Raw genomic sequence first — 17,964 nt, 5'->3', positions numbered from 1 at the left:
GGGCGTCAAGCCCGGGCGAAGCGCAGGCACATCGGCGTGCCGATGTGGATCGTCTTGCCGCTGTCGCGGAGCGCTCCGGTCTCCCGGTCACGGGTGAAAATGGTCACGACGTCGCTATCCTGATTGGCGCAAAGAAGGTGACCGCCCTGCGGGGCGATTGCCAAATTGCGCGGCGTGCGGCCACCGCAGGGCACCTGACCCTTCGGCGAAAGCCTGCCGGTTTCCGGGTCGATATCGAAGACCGCGATACTGTCATGCCCGCGATTGGCGCCGTAGAGAAACCGGCCGTCCGGCGAGATCTGCAGGTCCGACGCATAGTTGGTGCCCGTGGTCTGCGGCCGCAGCGTCGAGTGAATCTCGATCTCATGCAGCGTCCGGCGGGCAGCATCGAAGCGATAGCTCGCCACCGTGGAATCAAGCTCGTTGATGACGAAGACGAAGCGGCCGGAGGGGTGGAGCGCAACGTGGCGCGGTCCTGCACCAGGCCTTGCCGCGGTCTCGCTCACCTTCTCGAACCGGTCCCCTTCGAGAGCGTAGATCGTCAGCCGATCCGTGCCGAGATCGGCAACCAAGATCAGGTTCGGGGCGATCTCGGTGACGCTGTGCGGATGGCTGCGTTCCTGGCGGGCGGGGTTCGGGCCGGTTCCGGATTGCGCCACGCTGATCTTGCCCGGCGCCAGCGAGCCGTCGGTCCGGCGCTCGAAGGCGACAAGCGCCTGATCCGGGCCACCGTCTCCCATCGCATAGTTGACGGCGAAGAGGTGCCTGCCGTCATGCGAGATGGCGTTATGCGCCGTGGTAGCGCCCAGCGACGGCTGCATGTTCAGATGGCGGAGGCGCCCGGCCTGCCTGTCGAACGAAAGGGCGGTGACGAGGCCCTCGTACCAGCCTTCGATCTCCGAATTCGCATAGACGAGGCTGCCGTCTGCTGATGGCGTGAGGAAGGTCGGATTGACGATCTGCGGCGCTGTAGCCAGCCGCTCGGCACTCAGCGTCTCGTCGTCGAAGAGATGAACCGAAAGTCCATCGCCATTGGCACCTTCGAAATAGGAGGTCGGCTGGTTGAGCGTGCCGATGAAGAGCAGGTGTTGCATGATCGGTTCCGGCTAGAGGATCAGGATCGCCCTGAAATCGTTGACATTGGTGCCGGTCGGGCCTGTTTCGAAAAGGTCGCCGGTCGCCTTGAAGCCGGTATAGCTGTCATTGGCATCGAGAACGCGGCGCGGGTCGAGACCGGCTGCGCGCAGCCGTTTCACCGTCGCACCGTCTGCAAAGGCTCCGGCATTGTTTTCCGAGCCGTCGATGCCGTCCGTGTCGGCGGCGATGAGATGGATGTCGTGCCCGTCAAGGGCAAGGGCTGCTGCCAGCGCGAACTCGCCGTTGCGCCCGCCCTTGCCGCCTTTCGCACGCAGCGTCACCGTCGTCTCGCCGCCGGAAAGGACGACGACGGGTTTGGCGAACGGCCGGTTGCGGCCGAGCACTTCCCTGGCGATAGCCGCGTGCACCTGCGCCACGTCGCGGGATTCGCCCTCGATCGCATCCGAGAGGATCGCCGCCTCGATGCCTCCTGCACGCGCCAGTGCGGCAGCGGCCTCCAGCGAAACACCGGCCGAGGCGATGATATGGTGGCTGTTGCGGACAAAGGCCGGATCATCCGGGAGCGGCGCGTCGGCTGCCGCCGAATTGAGGTGATCGATTGCCGCCTGCGGCAATTTGAGGCCGTACTGGGCAATGATCTCAAGCGCCTCATGCCGGGTCGAGTGATCGGGCACCGTCGGGCCGGATGCGACATGGGCAGGATTGTCGCCGGGAATGTCGGAGACGATGAGGCTGACGACGCGGGCCCTGGTCGCTGCCGCCAGCCGTCCGCCCTTGATGGTCGACAGATGCTTGCGCACGACATTCATCGCCGAGATCGGCGCGCCCGAGGCAAGCAGCATCTCGTTGAGCGCAATCTCGTCCTCGAGCGTCAGCCCTTTCGGCGGAGAGGGCAGCAGCGCCGAGCCGCCGCCGCAGACAAGAGCGATGACGAGATCATCGGCGGATAGATCCTTCACCGTCTCGATCAGCCGCTTCGATGCGGCGAGACCAGCAGCATCCGGCACCGGATGCGAGGCTTCGATGATCTCGACATGTTCGGTCTCGCAGCCATAGCCGTAGCGGGTGACGACGACGCCTTCCAGCGGCCCGTCCCAGAGGCTTTCAAGTGCCCGCGCCATCTGCGCCGCCCCTTTGCCGGCGCCGATGACGACGGTCTTGCCCTTCGGCTTTTCCGGCAGGTGCGCCGCAATCCCCGTCAGGGGATCGGCGGCCTTGACGGCGGCGTGGAAGAGCGAGGCCAGGAATTCGCGGGGAGACGGGATGGAATAGGTCATGGAATGATCTGCGCTGGAAAGGATCGTCATGCGTAATCGTGCTGTGGCTGCCGTTGCAAGACGCCCTTGAGAATATCGGCCGCCTTTTCGGCGATCATCACCGTTGCCGCATTGGTGTTCGAGGAAATCAGCCGCGGCATCACCGAGCTGTCGCAGACCCTGAGGCGATCGATGCCGCGCACCTTGAGGTCCGGATCGACGACGGCGTCTTCGCCGCCACCCATGCGGCAGGTGCCAACAGGATGATAGGCAGAACGGCCGTATTGGCGGGCGAACTGGCGGTATTCCTCCTGCGTGCGGATGTTACCGTCGGGCAGATGCAGCCGTTTGACGAAGGGCCGGAAGGCCGGTTGCGAGAGGATTTCCTGGCAGATCTTGATGCCGTCGACAGCACGCTCGAGATCGTAAGGCTCTGCAAAGGCGTTGGGGTCGATCTCAGGCGGAACGGCCGGGTCCTTGGAGCGCAGCGTCACCGTCCCACGCGAGCGCGGGCGGACGTGATAGGAATTCAGCGTGCAGCCATTGCCGCCGGGTACGCCGCCGATGCCTTCCTCGACACCGGCGCCGGGCAAGAAGTGGAATTGCAGATCCGGCGTCGCCTCGGCGCGGTCGCCCCACCAGAAGCCGCCGCCTTCGACGATGTTGGATGCGACCGGACCCTTGCCGAACAGCGCGTATTCGATGCCCGCCGCCACCTGCCAATGCCGCTTCTTGTAGCGGTCGATGCCGTGTGATCCGGTGAGTTCGGCGAGAACATCGACATCCATATGGTCCTGCAGGTTCTTGCCCACCTGCGGCAGATCCCTGACAACGTCGATATCGAGCGCCCGCAATTCGTCTGCAGGGCCGAGGCCGGAGAGCATCAGCATCTTCGGGGAGCCGATGGCGCCCGATGTCAAAATGACCTCGCGCTCGGCACGCAGCAGCACCGGGCGGCCGTTTTCGATGATCTCGATGCCGACGGCGCAGCCATTTTCGATGACGATGCGGTTGACGGCCGTATCGGTGCGGACCGTCAGGTTCTTGCGGTGCGCTGCGGGTTTCAGGTAGCCGACGGCCGTGCTGCTGCGGCGCCCATTGCGGGTCGTCGTCTGGTAGAAGCCGGCTCCGGCCTGCGATCCACCATTGAAGTCGGGATTGAAGGGGAGACCCGCTTCCTGGGCGGCGCGGACGAAAACCCGCGTGAGGGCATGCGGCGTCTGCGAGCTGACGCCGAGCGGTCCTTCGGTGCCGTGATGGGCGCCGCCGAACGTGTCGTTGCCTTCGGACTTGCGGAAATAGGGCCTGACATCGTCATAGCCCCAGCCGGTGCATCCTTCGAGGTCGCGCCATCCGTCGTAATCTTCGGGGCAGCCTCGGGTGAAGACCTGGGCATTGATCGAGCTGCCGCCGCCGAGCACGCGCGCCTGCGGATAGACCATCTTGCGTCCGGCAATCTCGCGCCCGGCGACCGTCTCATAGCCCCAGATCAGCGGCCCCGCGGTCATCTTGAAGAAGCCGACGGGTAGATGGATATACATATTGCTGTCGCGCGGGCCAGCCTCCAGCAGGGTCACGGATACGTCCGGATCCTCGCTCAGGCGCGCAGCAAGCACGCATCCCGCCGAGCCGCCCCCGACGATGATGTAATCGGGCATTCTTTCCTCCGTAAAATCCAGATGAAACCGGTCGCTCCTCGTTGTCCCGGCATCAATTCGCGATCACAATCTCAAGTCTCTTGCCCCTCGTCAAGAGAAAGGGTACGGTTATCGTCTTGAAGGGTTGTCGTACAAATGTTATGACGACGTCGCTTCAGATGGAGATGCCGGGGAAACAAGGACGGCATCGCTATCTTCGTCATTCAACGGGAGGTTTTCGAATGAACGATAAGATGAATTCGCGTTTCGGCAGCATGAACCGCAGATCGTTTCTGGCGACGGTCGCAGCGGGTGCGACGGTCGCCGCCTTGCCACGGCAGCTCTTCGCCGCTGACAAGCCGACGCTTGTCACGTCCATCCGCTCTCTCTCCAACCCCTATCATGCCGTCTGGAAGACGGGTGCCGAGGCCTTCGCCTCCGCCATCGGCCTTGACCACGTCACGCTGGTTTCCGAGGGCAACAGCGAAAAGGGTATTGCTGACATCAAGGCGATGCTCGCCAAGACCGGCGGCAACATGGTGCTGAACTCCGACCCGAACGATACGCCGGATGCACGACCGATCGTCGAGGCCTGCGCCAAGGCGGGCGCTTATGTCGTGACGCAGTGGAACAAGCCGGCGGACCTTCATCCGAAGGATTTCAATCCGAACTACGTCTCGCACATCGAATTCGACGGCATCTCCAGCGGCAAGCAGATTGCCGAAATCCTCTTCAAGACGATCGGCGGCTCCGGCGGCATCATCGCGCTTGGCGGACAGATTTCCAACACGGCGGCGATCGAGCGCAAGAAGGGTCTGGAAGACGCGCTGGCTGCCAACACCAACATCAAGCTCCTGGATTTCCAGGTCGCCAACTGGAAGTCGTCGGAAGCCTACGACCTGACCAGCAACCTGCTCACGCGCTTCGGCGATGACGTGAAGGGCATCTGGGCTGCCAATGACGACATGGGCACCGGTGCACTCGAAGCGCTCCGCGCCGAAAACCTCGCTGGCAAGGTTCCCGTCGTCGGCGTTGACGGCATCAAGGCTGCGGTTGACGCGGTGCGCAAGGGCGAATTTGCCTGCACGGTCACCTCGGATCCGTTCTGGCAGGGCGGCATGGGCCTCGCCATTGGTCTGGCTGCACTCCAGAAGAAGTTCGACCCGGCCAAGGAACCGGCCGACCATCGCGAATTCTACGGCAAGGCCGTGCTGATCGCGAAGGACAATGTCGAGGAATATTACAAGACCAACATCGACTCGCATCCGACGCTGGACTGGAACGACCTTTGGGGTCGTGTGACAGGCGCCATCCGCACCTAGCGGCACCGTCTCTCCCGCAGCATCGGCTCCTCCCGAGGCTGCCTCGTCGCTGGCGGGCGCTACGGCGCCTGCCAGCTCCTCCGCATGACGCATGAGGTGCCGTCTGTTGACCATCAATGCCGAAAACATCAAGACTATGACAAAAAGCGAACAGGCAGGTGCCATGCCGACTGTTGGAAGCCGCCTGTTCAGCGGGCCGAACCTCAAGCGCTTGCGCGCCTACGCTCCGGCGCTGGTGCTGATCGCGCTCTGCATTCTCATCACCATCGCCAATCCCAATTTTATCGAGCCTCGCAACCTGGTGCGCGTTGCCAATTCCGCCGCGGTTCCGCTGACGCTCGCCATGGGCCTGACCTTCATCATCCTGCTCGGCAGTATAGACCTCTCGGTCGAGGGCTCGCTTTCGGTCGCGGCCATGGTGACCGTGCTGCTCGCCACCAATGATGCCAATGCCAATGCCTACGGCTGGCTTGCCGTCATCGCCGCGATCGCCGCCAGCACCGTCATGGGCCTGACGACCGGCATCATCCAGACCTATCTCCGAATCCCGTCCTTCATGGCGACGCTCGGTGTCTGGTTCATCGGGCTCGGCATCTCCGTCTATATGCTCGGTGGTTCCGCCGTGCGCCTGATGGATCCGTCGATCCGCGATCTGGCGCTTGCCCGCTTTCTCGGATTGCCTTTCGCCGTCTGGGTGGCGCTCGCCGCATTCCTGATTGCCTGCACCGTTCAATATTATACCCGTCTCGGCCGCCATATCATGGCGATCGGCGGGGGCGAGGATGTCGCCGAACTCTCGGGCATCAATCTCCGCCGCGTCCGCATCATGGCGTTCGGGCTGGCGGGCTTCTTCTTCGGCATTGCCGGTGTTCTTGCCGCGGCCCAGCTCGGCCGCTCCGATGCCGTCATCGCCGATGGCCGATTGTTTGCGGCGGTGACTGCCGTGGTGGTCGGCGGTACGGCGCTGACCGGCGGTGAAGGCGGCGTCATCAATACGCTGGTCGGCGTCCTGATCGTCACCGTTCTCAGCAACGGCATGATCCTGCTCGGCGTCTCGCCCTATGTGCAGCAGACCGTTCAGGGCCTGATGATCATCGCTGCCGTCGCGCTGTCGCTCGACCGCCTGCGTCTCCAGATCGTGAAGTGACCGCCATGTTTTCAGCCAACGATATCAGCAAATCCTTCGCCGGCGTTCACGCATTGAAGAACGTCTCGCTCGAAATCCGGCCGAACGAGGTCGTCGGCCTCATCGGCGAAAACGGTGCCGGCAAATCGACATTGATGCGCATCCTTGCAGGCACACATCAGCCTGACAGCGGCACGCTGATGCTCGACGGCCAGCCGCTGAAGCTGCGTAATGCGCGCGATGGCGCCGCCAACGGCATCGGCATGGTGTTCCAGGAGCAGTCGCTGCTGCTCAACATCTCCGTTGCCGAGAACATCTATCTCGGCCAGGAAAGCCAGTTCGTCCGCTTCGGCATCGTCGACTGGAAAGCGATGCGGGCAGCGGCAAAGCGCCAGCTCGACAAGATCGGCGTCGACATCGACGTGACCGCGCGCACCTCGGAACTGACTTTTGCCGCGCGCCAGATGGTCGAACTCGCCAAGGCCCTGACGCTGGAAGAAACCGTCTCGCGCCCGCTGGTCATCCTGCTCGACGAGCCGACCTCGGTTCTGAGCGGCAGCGATATCGACGTGCTGTTCAAGCGCGTGCGCTCGCTGAAATCGCGGGCAAGCTTCGTTTTCGTCTCGCACCGCCTGGACGAGGTGCTGCGCATCTCCGACCGCGTCTACACGATGAAGGACGGGCAGGTGGTGGCCGAGCATCGGGCTGCCGATGTCACCGGACCCGAACTGCACGAGATTATGGTCGGCCGCGGGCTGCAGTCTACCTATTACAAGGAAGACAAGCAGCTGCCGCCGAAGAGCGAAATCGTCGTCGATGCCAGCCGGCTGGCAATCGATGGCGCCTTTCACGATGTCGATCTGCAGATCCATGCCGGCGAGATCGTCGGTATTGCCGGCGTCGTCGGTTCCGGCCGCGAGGAAGTGACCCGCACCATCGGCGGCTTCATGACCCATACCGGCGGCACCTTGAAGATCAACGGCGAGCCGGTGCATTTCCGTACGCCGCAGCAGGCCGTCCGCAAGAGCATCGGCTATATCCCGCGCGAGCGCCGCGTCGAGGGGCTGGTGATGTTCCTGTCGATCGCCGAAAACATCACCCTTGCCGATCTCTCCTCGGTAATGCGCAACGGCGCAATCGATTATCGCCGCGAGCGGCGGCTGGCAGCCGACTGGATCAAGCGGCTGCGCATCAAGGCGCCGGGACCCGATATCGCCTGCCGGAAACTCTCCGGCGGCAACCAGCAGAAGGTGGTTCTGGCGCGCTGGATGACGGCGGGCTCACGGATCCTGATCCTCGATCACCCGACGCGCGGTCTCGATGTCGGCGCCAAGGAGGAAGTCTATGAACTGGTGCGCGATCTGTCCTCGCAGGGTGTCGCGATCCTTTTGATCTCCGACACGCTGGAGGAAACAATTGGCCTGTCGCATCGGGTGCTGGTGATGCGCGATGGCGCCGTCACGGCGCATTTCGATGCGGCGCCCGGAAACAAGCCGGATCAGGTCGATCTTGTCCGGGCGATGGTGTGAGGAGGCGATGATGGAACGTTTCAAGGATATGAAATCCCTTCTCGCCGCAGGCTGGATGCAGGGCGCCATTCCGCCCGCACTCCTCGTCGTGCTGGTCCTTGTCATCGAGGTCGCGGCTCCCGGATTCCTGACCGGCGATACGCTGATCCTTCTGCTGTCGAACACGGCGGTGCTCTTCATTCTCGCTGCCGGTGTGACCTTCGTCATCCTGATCGGCGGCATCGACCTGTCGATCCAGTCGGTGGCGTCGCTGTCGAGCGTTATCCTGGCGCAGCTTCTGCCGCAGATCGGCATGCTCGCCTTTCCGGTGGCGATCCTGTCCGGCCTGGTCTTCGGCGCGTTGAGTGGCTACGTCCATGTCCGCCTCAAGGTGCCGTCCTTCGTGGCGACGCTGGCGACAGGCGGCGTCGTCGCCGGTATCGCGTTGTGGGCCGCGGCCGGGCGGGCAATTACCATCGAGGAAGCCGGCCGTCTGAACACAGCCTGGATCAACGACAACTTTGCGGGCCTGCCGACGGTCATCTGGATTGCCGCGATCATCGRCATCCTGGCATTTTTCGGCCTCAGATATACGCGCTTCGGCCGCCACAGCCTGGCGATCGGTGCCGGTGAACCTGCGGCGATCGCTGCTGGTATCAATGTCGAGCGGACCAAGATCGTCGCCTTTGCAATCTCGGGCATGCTGGCGGCGATTGCCGGCGTGATCCTGGCTGCGCGTCTGTCGAGCGGCTCGCCCAACCTGGCCAACCAGCTGCTGCTGCCGGCAATCGCTGCCGTCATCGTCGGCGGCACGGCGATCACCGGCGGTCTCGGCGGGGTCGCCCGCACGGCTGTCGGCGCGCTGATCATCTCGATCGTGCGCATCGGCATGACTTTCATCGGCATCAACATCTTTGCCGAAAACGTCGTCTTCGGCTCGGTGCTGATCCTCGCCGTCGCCATTACCATCGACCGCAGCAAGATTGCGATCATCAAATGATGGGCCGCACGCAGACGGCGTCAGCAAACAAAAAAGGCCGCGCTCTGCAGCGCGGCCTCCGGAAGACGAAGCGGGTCTTACATCGTGTCGAGGCCGATCAGCTCGATCTTGTAGCCATCAGGATCTTCGATGAAGGCGATATGCGTGGTGCCGTGCAGCATCGGACCCGGCGGGCGCGGGATCTTGGCGCCCTGCTTCTCAAGCGCGGCGCAGACGGCATAGATGTCGTTGACGCCGAGTGCCAGATGGCCAAAGCCGGTGCCGAGTTCGTAGGGTTCTTCGCGGCCCCAGTTGTAGGTCAGCTCGATGACGGTATCGGTCTCCTCGGGACCATAGCCGACGAAGGCATTGGTGAACTTTCCGCCCGGATAGTCATCCTTGCGAAGAAGCTTCATGCCGAGCAGTTCCGTGTAGAATTTGATCGACCTATCGAGGTCGAACACACGGATCATGACGTGCATATTTCGAAATTGGCCGGACGCTGCGGTCATAGTACGGATCCTCCTGCAAGTTATCGTTTTTACACTGGTTTTTAGCGAAAGGCGAGCATTGGAAAAGATCGCCGCACTTGATGTTCGAAACCAGTGTTGTATGATAACCATGTAAGTGACCCAGTTGTCCAGATGTTTTCCCGCTTAACCGGAGCAACCGAATGAATGCCCTTCCGCCCCTCCAGGAAAGAGCGCTTGCCGCCCTCTCTGCCGCTATGCCGGCAGACCTGCTCCTGACGGAAGGCGAGGCGCTGGAGCGCTACAGCCGCGATTGGTCCGGAGAGCATTACGGCCGGCCGCTGGCCGTGGCGCGGCCGCGCTCGGCCGCTGAGCTCAGCCGCCTGATGGCGTTTTGCCATGAAGAGAAGATCCATGTCGTTCCGCAGGGCGGGCTGACCGGGCTGGTTGGCGCGGCAGTGCCGAGCTATCCGGGCGGCGAGGTGGTCGTTTCGCTGGAGCGGATGAACAAGGTACGCTCCGTCAATCCGATCGATTTCGCCATGGTCGTCGAGGCCGGCTGCATTCTCGAAGATGCCAAGCGCCACGCCGAAGCGGCCGACTGTATTTTGCCGATCACCTTTGGGGCGCAGGGCACCTGCCGGATCGGCGGCAACGTTTCGACCAATGCCGGTGGTTTCAACGTACTGCGCTATGGCATGACCCGCGACCTGGTGCTCGGCCTCGAGGTCGTGCTTGCCGACGGCCGGATCTGGAACGGTCTGCGCACGCTGCGCAAAGACAACCGTGGCTATGACCTGAAACAGCTTTTCATCGGCAGCGAAGGCACGCTCGGCATCGTCACCGCCGTGGCGCTCAAGGTGTTTCCGAAGCCGGAACAGGTGGAAACGGCGCTGGTCGGGCTGGCCTCGGTGGATGATGCCATGCAGCTTTATGCGCGGGCGCGCCGCCAGTGCAGCGACCTGCTGACGGCATTCGAGCTCATCTTGCGCGGCGGCATCGAGATTGCCATCAACGCCCGCGACGATCTTCCCGATCCCCTAAGCGAGGCCTATCCCGTTTATGTGCTGATCGAGGCTTCGGCAGCCGGACGCGTTGATCTTCGCGCCTTGCTCGAAGGATTTCTCGGCGACGCCTCCGATCTGGTTCTCGACGGCGTCATTGCCAGCAGCAAGGCGCAGGGCGACCGGCTCTGGCTGCTGCGCGAGATGATGGTCGAGGCGCAGGGCCGCGGCGGACGATATCTGAGGACCGATGTCTCGGTTTCGATCTCGAGCCTGGCGGCCTTCGTCGGCGACACGCTCGAAGCGCTGTCGCAGAAGCATCCCGAGGCGATCGCCGTCACCTATGGCCATGTCGGCGACGGCAATATCCATCTGAATATCGTTCCGCCTGTCGGCATGCCCGATGATCAGTTCGATGGCCTGTTTCATGCCACAGAAGAGGTGATCTTCGATGTCGTCGACAAGCATGGCGGCTCGATCAGCGCCGAACATGGCATCGGCCGCGTCAAGCAGGACGCCTTCCTGAAACGTGCCGACCCCTTGACGCTGGAGCTCTCGCGCCGGATCAAGGATGCATTCGACCCACGGCATCTCTTGAGCGAGGGGCGGATATTGGCAAGTGCAGATGGCATGGCAGGGGGTAGGGAATGACGCTGAAACTCGACAAGGTCAATCGGGGCCCGCATCTGTCGACGCTGGTCGCAAGTTCGATCTCGCGCGAAATCGCCCAGGGGCGTTTGAGGCCGGGTGATCAGCTGCCGACCGAGCAGCAGCTTGCGCAGACATTCGGTGTCAGTCGCAACGTCGTGCGCGAGGCGATCGCGCGGCTGCGGTCCGAGGGCCGGATCTGGTCGCAGCAGGGCCGCGGCGCTTTCGTCGCCGACCAGCCGAATGCCACGACATTGACGATCGACTACGAAGCCCTGCAGCAGGCTGCGGCCTTCCAGTCGCTGTTCGAACTGCGCGGCATTCTCGAAGTCGAGGCGGCGGCCCTTGCCGCCAAGCGCCGGACCGGCGACGACCTGACGGCGATGAAGGATGCGCTGGTGACGATGCGTGATGCACCCTACGGCAGCGTCATGTGGCTTAAGACCGATCTCGAATTCCATAAAACCGTCGCTGCGGCGACGGGCAATCTCTACATGGTCCAATTCCTGATGTTCGTTTCCGAGCGGGTGCGCGAAAGCATTCTGGCCTCCGGCAACCAGCAGCGTTCCGAAGATCTGGCGGCCGTGACCCTCGGCGAGCATCAACGCATTCTCGATGCCATCGAAGCGGGCGACGGCGACGAAGCCCGTGATGCCATGCGGGCGCACCTCCATGGTGCCGCAAACCGCGTCGGGCTGGCCGGAGAACAACCCGAATAATCTGTTGAGGACATGACATGACTGGAAGACTTGAGGGAAAAACCGCTGTCGTGACGGCAGCCGGGCAGGGGATGGGACGTGCCACGGTGCTCGCCTTCCTGCGTGAAGGCGCGCGCGTCTGCGCCACCGATATCGATGCCGCAAAGCTCGATACGCTGCGCGATCAGGCGGGCGTTAGCGCACGCAAACTCGATGTGCTGAACCCGGCGGAGATCAGCGCCTTCGCCAAGGAGATCGATGCGCCGGACATTCTCTTCAACTGCGCCGGTTTCGTGCATCACGGCTCGATACTCGATTGCGACGAGGATGCCTTCGACTTTTCCGTCAACCTGAACATCCGCGCCATGTACCGGATGATCCGCGCCTTCCTGCCGGGCATGATCGCCCGCGGCGGCGGCTCGATCGTCAACATGGCGTCTGTTGCCTCGACCGTCATCGCTGCGCCGAACCGGTTCATCTACGGCACCACCAAGGCTGCGGTGATCGGGCTGACGAAATCGGTGGCGCTCGATTATGTCGGCCAGGGCATCCGCGCCAACGCGATCTGCCCCGGCACCGTCGAAAGCCCGTCGCTGCAGGACCGCATGCGGGCGCTCGGCGATTACGATCAGGCCCGCGCCAGCTTCATCGCCCGCCAGCCGATGGGACGCCTCGGTACGCCCGAGGAAGTCGCCGACCTCGTCGTCTACCTCGCCAGCAAGGAATCGGCCTTCATGACCGGCAATGCCATCGTCATCGATGGCGGCTGGGCGAACGCCTGAAGACACATCTTGAAAAACGGACAATCGATATGAAGCTTCTGAGATACGGTGAGCGCGGCGCCGAAAAGCCCGGCATTCTCGACAGGAACGGCAAGGTCAGGGACCTCAGCGGTCATGTCGGCGACATATCAGGTGACAGCCTGACGGCTGCGGGTCTGGCAAAAATCGCCGCGATCGACATCGAGAGCCTGCCCCTCGCTGCCGAGACCGGCCGGTATGGCCCCTGCGTCTCGCGCACCGGCAAGTTCATCTGCGTCGGCCTGAACTATGCAGACCACGCTGCCGAGACCGGTGCGGCCATTCCCGAAGAGCCGATCCTGTTCATGAAGGCCACCAGCGCCATCACCGGCCCGAACGACAACGTCATCATCCCGCGCAAGTCGAAGAAGACCGACTGGGAAGTCGAGCTCGGCATCGTCATCGGCGACGAGGCCCGCTATGTTTCGGAAGCCGACGCGATGAAACATGTTGCCGGCTACTGCCTGATCAACGACGTTTCGGAGCGCGAATTTCAGGCCGAGCGCGGCGGGCAGTGGACCAAGGGGAAGTCGGCCGACAGCTTTGGCCCAATCGGCCCATGGATGGTAACGCGCGACGAGATCGCCGATCCGCAAGACCTGAAGATGTGGCTGTCCGTCGATGGCACGATGCGCCAGAACGGCTCGACGAAGACGATGATCTTCGGCGTCTCCTTCCTCGTTCACTACATCTCGCAGTTCATGAGCCTGCAGCCGGGCGATATCATCTCGACGGGCACGCCGCCGGGCGTCGGCCTCGGCATGAAGCCGCCGCTGTTCCTGAAGGCCGGGCAGACGATAAAGCTCGGCATCGACGGTCTCGGCGAGCAGACGCAGCTGACTGTGGACGCTGCCTGAGAAAGCCTCGGGGAGCCGCTCGACGGCTCCCTGATCAGCGAAGCTTCATGACACCAAGCATGCGGAGCACCGCGCAGGCGGCGCCGTAGCCGTTGTCGATATTGGTGACGACGATGCCCGGCGCGCAGCTGGCCAGCATGGCGTTGAGTGCGGTGCGGCCCTCTTCGGCCGCGCCATAGCCGACCGAGGTCGGCACGCAGATCAGGCTGCCGCCGTACAGACCGCCGAGAACGCTTGCGAGCGCCGCGTCCATGCCGGCAACGGCGATGACCACGGGAAAGCGGCGGATCTCCTCGATCCTGTCCATCAGCCGCCAGAGCCCGGCAACCCCGACATCGATGATGACGGATGCCTCGACGCCTGCGTGGCGAAGGGTCCGCTCGGCTTCCCGGGCGGCCGGTGCGTCCGAGGTTCCGGCTGCGACGATCGCGACGGTTTGGGTCAAGGATACCGGCGGAACCGGGCCGAAAAATGCGGTTTGCGACAGCGGGCACCAGTCCGTGGCGGGCTTCAATTCACTCGGGAGCGCCGCGAACTTCTGGTCGTCGAGGCGCGTGAGCAGCAGACCGGCATCCCGCTCGCTGGCGCTTCGAAGGATCGCCGCAATCTGCTGCGGCGTCTTGCCCGCACAGAATACGGCTTCGCTGAGGCCGATGCGCTCGGCCCGGGCGAAATCGAAGACGGCATCGCCGGTCATGGCCTGGCACCGACGAAAGCGCTGCCATTGCGGTATGGCTCGAAGGTCAGCGGACCGTTCCTGTAGGCGCCGGGCAGCATGCCGCGCAGGTCGTTGCCGACGTCGTTCATTGCCGTTGCCAGTGCCAGCGCATCGCGATCAAGCTCGATGGCGATGCCGCTGCGCCTGATGCGGCAGCGGACGGTTTGAGGTCTGAGCGTCTCGGTCAGGAACGTCTCGATCCGGTGCACGGCCTCCAGCATTTCCGGCTCGATGGCGATCGTGGTTTCGATCCGGCTGGAGAGGCAGGGGGAGGCCGGCAGCTCCGACAGCGCGCCGAGGCCCGCGTCGCGCGCCAGCTGGCGCACAGCCTGCTTGCCGATACCGGCCTCGACGAAGGGATGGCGGACGGAGAAATTCTTGGCCGCCTCAAGCCCCGGCCGGTACTCGCCGAGATCGTCGAGATTGGTCCCCGACAGCAGCTGACGGTTCGACCGGGCGGCGATGGCACCGTAGAGATTGCCCTTGCAGAAGAAGCAGCGGTTGACGGGGTTCCGGAGATAATCCGGATCGGATAATTCGCCGGCATCGATAATCTCGAGGTCAAAGCCCTCGCTGTCCGCCAGCATCCTGACGCGTTCGGTGGCCTCTCCGGGGACCGCCGCCGAGACCGCGTGCATGATGTTGACGCGTGCGGGTCCGAGAAGCCGGGTTGCAATGACCGCCAGCGTCAGCGAATCGATACCGCCGCTGACCGCGATCGAGACGTCGCCGAGCGAGGCGAGACATTCCTCCAGAGCCTTTCTCACAACAGGTCTCCTCTCTTTTGTTTCAACAGCCCCTCCAGAAGACTCCTCAGGCTGTTGCGTGCCGCGACACCCGGGGTGGATGTCAGGTTGTCGGCTTCGAGCTTGGCGGTGCGGCCCGAGGGGCGGTCGACGAGCTTGAAGGCGTAGATCTTTCCTGCGTGCTCGACCGTTTCCTGCTCGCGGCTCAGCGTCATCCGCTCAGCCGTCGTGGCGCGCACGCCGATGGTTGTCGTTTCGTCGAGCATGGCGGCGGCGACATCCCTGCTTTTCGATGGGTCGGCAAGCACCCGGAGATGGGTCATCATCCGGCCCTTCTTGCCGAAGACCGGCATCTGGACGACGTCGCGCACATCCGGCCGGTTACGCAGCCGGTCGACGGCCTGGGCGATGTCTTCGCCAGTCTGGTCGTCGATCTCGCATTCGAGCACCGCCACCGTGCCGTTGAAGCCTGATACCTCGTCGCGGCGCTCGAAGGCCAGGAGCCGCAGGCAGTTGCTGATGCCGGGGAGCGGCTTGGTGCCGAAGCCATGGCTTGATGCCTTCAGGACCCTTCGGCCGGGTGCGGTCTTTGTCCCGCAAAGATAAGCAAGGATAGCGGCACCCGTTGGCGTCACGCGCTCGCCGCCGATCCCGTCATCGATGACATCGAAATCCTTTAGCAGGTGCACGGTCGCCGGCGCCGGAACCGGGAGCAGTCCATGCGAGGTCTTCACCCGGCCGCTTCCGAGCGGGACCGGACCAACGCTCCAATGCGCTGCGCCGAGTTGCGTTATCAGCCAGGCGGCAGAGACGATGTCGGCGATCGAATCCCAGGCGCCAACCTCGTGAAAGGCAATGTCTTCGGGTGTCGTGCCGTGGACCTTGGCTTCGGCTTCCGCCAGCTTTTCGAAGATGCCGGTCGCGTGGCGGATGGTGTCTCCGCCGAGCGCCGAACGGCTCAGGGCATCGCGGATGTCCCGCCAGGCGACGTGATGGTGATGCCCTGCATGGCTGTGATCGTGCTCCGCATGACCGTGATCATGATGATGGTGGCCGTGATGGTCATGATGATGGTGATCATGCGGGTGATCCGTCCCATGCTCAGTATGATGCACCTTGAAGCGGCTGCCGGTCAGCACGCCGTCGTGATGCGCCACAAGTTCGCACCCGACGTCTTCGATCAGCGGGCAGCGTTTCAGCGCCGCCTGCAAGCCGGTATTCAGGTCCGGCCTGAGATCGAGCAGGGCTGCGACGAACATGTCGCCTGCAATGCCGCCGACGGGGTCGAGGTGAATTTCCAGCACGGTCATCCGCCCTGTTTTCCGTCCGCTGCTTCAGTCAGCGAGACACCGTTTGCAGCCGCGATGACATCCGAAAGGGCCGGCACGAAGGATTGGCCATGGCCAGCGGCGACCGCCGTCGCAAAGCTGTTGCGCACGGCTGCGCCGACCGGATTTACCGCCTGAAGCGCTTGGGCCAGCGATGCCAGATAGGACATGTCCTTCAATGCGTTGGCCATGGCAAAGCGCTGAGCGTTTTCGTTGCGGTTCAACACGAATTCGAAGAAGGCCTGGTAGAAACCGCAATCCATGCGGCTGCCGCGCAGCACGCTGTCGAATACCTGAGGCGTCAACCCGGCCTTCGCGGCGATCATCAATGCTTCCGAATAGATCGCCGAGTAACCCATCGACACGAAGTTGTTGAGCAGCTTCATCGTGTGCCCGGTGCCAGCAGGGCCGGTCTCGATGATGCGGGCGGCGAAGGCTTCGAGGATCGGCCGGGCGCGGGCAATGCCATCGGCAGAGCCTCCCGCCATCACATCCAGCTTGCCTTCGGCTGCTTCCTTCGGCGTTCTGGCGAGTGGCGCATCGACGAGCGTGATGCCCTGCTCGGAAAGTTCGGCAGCGAGCTTGATCGTCACGGCGGGGTTGGAGGTCGAGCAGTCGATCAAAAGCATCCGCCTTCCGGAGGCGAGCAGGCCATCTGGACCGGACAGGAGTTGCTGAACTTCCTCGGAACCGGTGACGCAGAGCACCACCACATCCGATGCCAGCGCCAGTGCCTTGGGCGTCGCCGCTTCGCTGGCGCCCTGCGCCTTCAACTGCTCGACGGCCTCGCGCTTTCTGTGGGCCATGACGGTCAGCGGCCAGCCTTTCGACAGCAGATTGGCCGCCATGCCTGATCCCATTGCACCGAGACCGATGAAGCCGATTTTCTCTTTCATTCTTTCCTCCCCGTTCGTTCTGGTTATCCCCGCCGGGCGGGCTTTTGCTTTTTGTGCTGGTATGCGGTAGCAACGGCATTATTCCCCGGCCGCCGCCTGACGGCGAGAATGGACGTCGCGACAGCATGAAGGACAGGGACAACGCCGTTTTCAACACCATCCCGCAGACGCCGAATCTGCGCAGCGGGCTGGCTGACAGCCTGATCGCCCAGATCGAGTCCGGCGATCTGAAGCCCGGCCAGCGGCTGCCGACCGAGCAGGCGATCATGGAAGCGACGGGCGTCAGCCGCACGATCGTGCGTGAGGCGCTTGCGACGTTGCGTGCGAAAGGCTTGATTACGACCCGCCAGGGGCTCGGCGCCTTCGTTTCCAACGATCCGACGCCGCGTTCCTTTTCGATCATCCCCAACGATCTGGAATCGATCGACGAGGTGCTGCGGGTTCTCGAATTGCGCCTCGGCATCGAATATGAGGCTGCCGGTCTCGCGGCGCTCCGGCGCACGCCGGAGGATATCGTCCGCATGCAGGACCGGCTCGATGCGCTGGACCGGGCGATAGCCGAAGGCGGCTATGGCGCCGAGGAAGACTTTGCCTTCCATCGCTCGATCCTCGTTGCGACGCAGAATTCCTATTACGGACGGCTGTTCGACACGTTCGGCAATGCGATGGTGCCGCGCCAGTGGGCCCGGCTCGACAAGATGACGGCGGCCGGGCGCGAGCAGCATGCCGAGCGGATGCGCAAGGAGCACCATGCGATTTTCGCCGCGATCCGCGACGGCAACGAAGCGGCCGCCCGCAAGGCGCTGCGCAATCACCTGTCGAAGAGCACCGCGCGCTTCGAAGAGTTGCGCGACGCCAACCTTCATCGTTAAG

General features: G+C 63.5%; 17 protein-coding genes. 9 read left to right on the top strand and 8 right to left on the bottom strand.

Features of this window, described 5'->3' with window-relative positions; translation table 11 throughout:
- Nucleotides 1–5: 5 nt before the first annotated feature.
- From AC1DIJ_RS02530 to AC1DIJ_RS02520, 3 genes are read right to left on the bottom strand one after another with little or no spacing between them, the layout of a single operon-like run.
- A complete protein-coding gene (locus tag AC1DIJ_RS02530) occupies nt 6–1,094 on the bottom strand; it encodes a lactonase family protein (RefSeq protein WP_112388746.1) in 1,089 nt (362 codons plus the stop codon).
- A gap of 12 nt (nt 1,095–1,106) precedes the next feature.
- The gene (locus AC1DIJ_RS02525) at nt 1,107–2,375 is read right to left on the bottom strand and encodes a glycerate kinase type-2 family protein (protein WP_112389042.1); all 1,269 of its coding nucleotides are present in this window, start codon (nt 2,373–2,375) and stop codon (nt 1,107–1,109) included.
- 26 nt (nt 2,376–2,401) lie between these two features.
- Nucleotides 2,402–4,012 (bottom strand): GMC family oxidoreductase, encoded by a 1,611-nt coding sequence (locus AC1DIJ_RS02520; protein WP_112388745.1) that lies wholly within the window; start codon nt 4,010–4,012, stop codon nt 2,402–2,404.
- Nucleotides 4,013–4,233: 221 nt separating this feature from the next.
- Between AC1DIJ_RS02520 and AC1DIJ_RS02515 the strand changes: the two genes are divergently transcribed.
- From AC1DIJ_RS02515 to AC1DIJ_RS02500, 4 genes are all read left to right on the top strand, one after another.
- Nucleotides 4,234–5,313: a sugar ABC transporter substrate-binding protein gene (locus tag AC1DIJ_RS02515; protein ID WP_112388744.1), complete on the top strand. Its 1,080-nt coding sequence runs from the start codon at nt 4,234–4,236 to the stop codon at nt 5,311–5,313.
- A gap of 106 nt (nt 5,314–5,419) precedes the next feature.
- Nucleotides 5,420–6,460, top strand: a complete 1,041-nt coding sequence (locus AC1DIJ_RS02510) for an ABC transporter permease (RefSeq protein ID WP_003592569.1) — start codon at nt 5,420–5,422, stop codon at nt 6,458–6,460.
- Between the two features lie 5 nt (nt 6,461–6,465).
- Nucleotides 6,466–7,968, top strand: coding sequence for a sugar ABC transporter ATP-binding protein (locus AC1DIJ_RS02505; RefSeq protein ID WP_112388743.1), 1,503 nt, complete (start codon nt 6,466–6,468; stop codon nt 7,966–7,968).
- 10 nt (nt 7,969–7,978) lie between these two features.
- The gene (locus tag AC1DIJ_RS02500) at nt 7,979–8,947 is read left to right on the top strand and encodes an ABC transporter permease (protein WP_477831169.1); all 969 of its coding nucleotides are present in this window, start codon (nt 7,979–7,981) and stop codon (nt 8,945–8,947) included.
- Between the two features lie 77 nt (nt 8,948–9,024).
- Here the strand turns inward: AC1DIJ_RS02500 and gloA are convergent, their stop codons facing one another.
- On the bottom strand, nt 9,025–9,438 hold the full coding sequence (gene gloA, locus AC1DIJ_RS02495) for a lactoylglutathione lyase (protein ID WP_003592575.1): 414 nt from the start codon (nt 9,436–9,438) through the stop codon (nt 9,025–9,027).
- 161 nt (nt 9,439–9,599) lie between these two features.
- Between gloA and AC1DIJ_RS02490 the strand changes: the two genes are divergently transcribed.
- Genes AC1DIJ_RS02490 through AC1DIJ_RS02475 form a run of 4 tightly spaced genes read left to right on the top strand, consistent with a single transcriptional unit; the run spans nt 9,600 to nt 13,403 of the window.
- Nucleotides 9,600–11,051: an FAD-binding oxidoreductase gene (locus AC1DIJ_RS02490; RefSeq protein ID WP_112388742.1), complete on the top strand. Its 1,452-nt coding sequence runs from the start codon at nt 9,600–9,602 to the stop codon at nt 11,049–11,051.
- Nucleotides 11,048–11,767, top strand: coding sequence for a FadR/GntR family transcriptional regulator (locus AC1DIJ_RS02485; RefSeq protein WP_112388741.1), 720 nt, complete (start codon nt 11,048–11,050; stop codon nt 11,765–11,767). The genes AC1DIJ_RS02490 and AC1DIJ_RS02485 overlap by 4 nt, the downstream gene beginning before the upstream one ends.
- Before the next feature lie 17 nt (nt 11,768–11,784).
- On the top strand, nt 11,785–12,528 hold the full coding sequence (locus AC1DIJ_RS02480) for an SDR family oxidoreductase (protein WP_112388740.1): 744 nt from the start codon (nt 11,785–11,787) through the stop codon (nt 12,526–12,528).
- A gap of 29 nt (nt 12,529–12,557) precedes the next feature.
- Nucleotides 12,558–13,403 (top strand): fumarylacetoacetate hydrolase family protein, encoded by an 846-nt coding sequence (locus AC1DIJ_RS02475; RefSeq protein ID WP_112388739.1) that lies wholly within the window; start codon nt 12,558–12,560, stop codon nt 13,401–13,403.
- 34 nt (nt 13,404–13,437) lie between these two features.
- On the opposite strand, the gene larB is transcribed toward AC1DIJ_RS02475, so the two are convergent.
- The 4 genes from larB to AC1DIJ_RS02455 are packed head-to-tail and all read right to left on the bottom strand — an operon-like array spanning nt 13,438 to nt 17,118.
- Nucleotides 13,438–14,100 carry a nickel pincer cofactor biosynthesis protein LarB gene (larB, locus tag AC1DIJ_RS02470; protein ID WP_112388738.1) on the bottom strand — a complete coding sequence of 221 codons (663 nt, stop codon included), beginning with the start codon at nt 14,098–14,100 and terminating at the stop codon, nt 13,438–13,440.
- Nucleotides 14,097–14,888 carry an ATP-dependent sacrificial sulfur transferase LarE gene (gene larE / locus AC1DIJ_RS02465; protein WP_112388737.1) on the bottom strand — a complete coding sequence of 264 codons (792 nt, stop codon included), beginning with the start codon at nt 14,886–14,888 and terminating at the stop codon, nt 14,097–14,099. The genes larB and larE overlap by 4 nt, the downstream gene beginning before the upstream one ends.
- Nucleotides 14,885–16,171, bottom strand: a complete 1,287-nt coding sequence (gene larC / locus AC1DIJ_RS02460; protein WP_405049564.1) for a nickel pincer cofactor biosynthesis protein LarC — start codon at nt 16,169–16,171, stop codon at nt 14,885–14,887. The genes larE and larC overlap by 4 nt, the downstream gene beginning before the upstream one ends.
- Before the next feature lie 2 nt (nt 16,172–16,173).
- Nucleotides 16,174–17,118: an NAD(P)-dependent oxidoreductase gene (locus AC1DIJ_RS02455; RefSeq protein WP_310291263.1), complete on the bottom strand. Its 945-nt coding sequence runs from the start codon at nt 17,116–17,118 to the stop codon at nt 16,174–16,176.
- Nucleotides 17,119–17,216: 98 nt separating this feature from the next.
- On the opposite strand from AC1DIJ_RS02455, the gene AC1DIJ_RS02450 reads away from it, so the two are divergent.
- Nucleotides 17,217–17,963 (top strand): FadR/GntR family transcriptional regulator, encoded by a 747-nt coding sequence (locus tag AC1DIJ_RS02450; RefSeq protein WP_112388735.1) that lies wholly within the window; start codon nt 17,217–17,219, stop codon nt 17,961–17,963.
- The last annotated feature ends 1 nt before the right edge of the window (nt 17,964 follow it).

The sequence above is a fragment of the Rhizobium sp. 10N427 genome (genome assembly GCF_056394605.1).
The sequence above is the reverse complement of the archived record's forward strand: the minus strand, read 5'-3'. Positions and strand labels throughout refer to the sequence as shown.

What these genes read in the sequence shown, in the direction of transcription:
- AC1DIJ_RS02530 (WP_112388746.1), bottom strand. Translation starts at nt 1,094, where the DNA reads ATGCAACACCTGCTCTTCATCGGCACGCTCAACCAGCCGACCTCCTAT.
- AC1DIJ_RS02525 (WP_112389042.1), bottom strand. Translation starts at nt 2,375, where the DNA reads ATGACCTATTCCATCCCGTCTCCCCGCGAATTCCTGGCCTCGCTCTTC.
- AC1DIJ_RS02520 (WP_112388745.1), bottom strand. Translation starts at nt 4,012, where the DNA reads ATGCCCGATTACATCATCGTCGGGGGCGGCTCGGCGGGATGCGTGCTT.
- AC1DIJ_RS02515 (WP_112388744.1), top strand. Translation starts at nt 4,234, where the DNA reads ATGAACGATAAGATGAATTCGCGTTTCGGCAGCATGAACCGCAGATCG.
- AC1DIJ_RS02505 (WP_112388743.1), top strand. Translation starts at nt 6,466, where the DNA reads ATGTTTTCAGCCAACGATATCAGCAAATCCTTCGCCGGCGTTCACGCA.
- gloA (WP_003592575.1), bottom strand. Translation starts at nt 9,438, where the DNA reads ATGACCGCAGCGTCCGGCCAATTTCGAAATATGCACGTCATGATCCGT.
- AC1DIJ_RS02490 (WP_112388742.1), top strand. Translation starts at nt 9,600, where the DNA reads ATGAATGCCCTTCCGCCCCTCCAGGAAAGAGCGCTTGCCGCCCTCTCT.
- AC1DIJ_RS02485 (WP_112388741.1), top strand. Translation starts at nt 11,048, where the DNA reads ATGACGCTGAAACTCGACAAGGTCAATCGGGGCCCGCATCTGTCGACG.
- AC1DIJ_RS02480 (WP_112388740.1), top strand. Translation starts at nt 11,785, where the DNA reads ATGACTGGAAGACTTGAGGGAAAAACCGCTGTCGTGACGGCAGCCGGG.
- AC1DIJ_RS02475 (WP_112388739.1), top strand. Translation starts at nt 12,558, where the DNA reads ATGAAGCTTCTGAGATACGGTGAGCGCGGCGCCGAAAAGCCCGGCATT.
- larB (WP_112388738.1), bottom strand. Translation starts at nt 14,100, where the DNA reads ATGACCGGCGATGCCGTCTTCGATTTCGCCCGGGCCGAGCGCATCGGC.
- AC1DIJ_RS02450 (WP_112388735.1), top strand. Translation starts at nt 17,217, where the DNA reads ATGAAGGACAGGGACAACGCCGTTTTCAACACCATCCCGCAGACGCCG.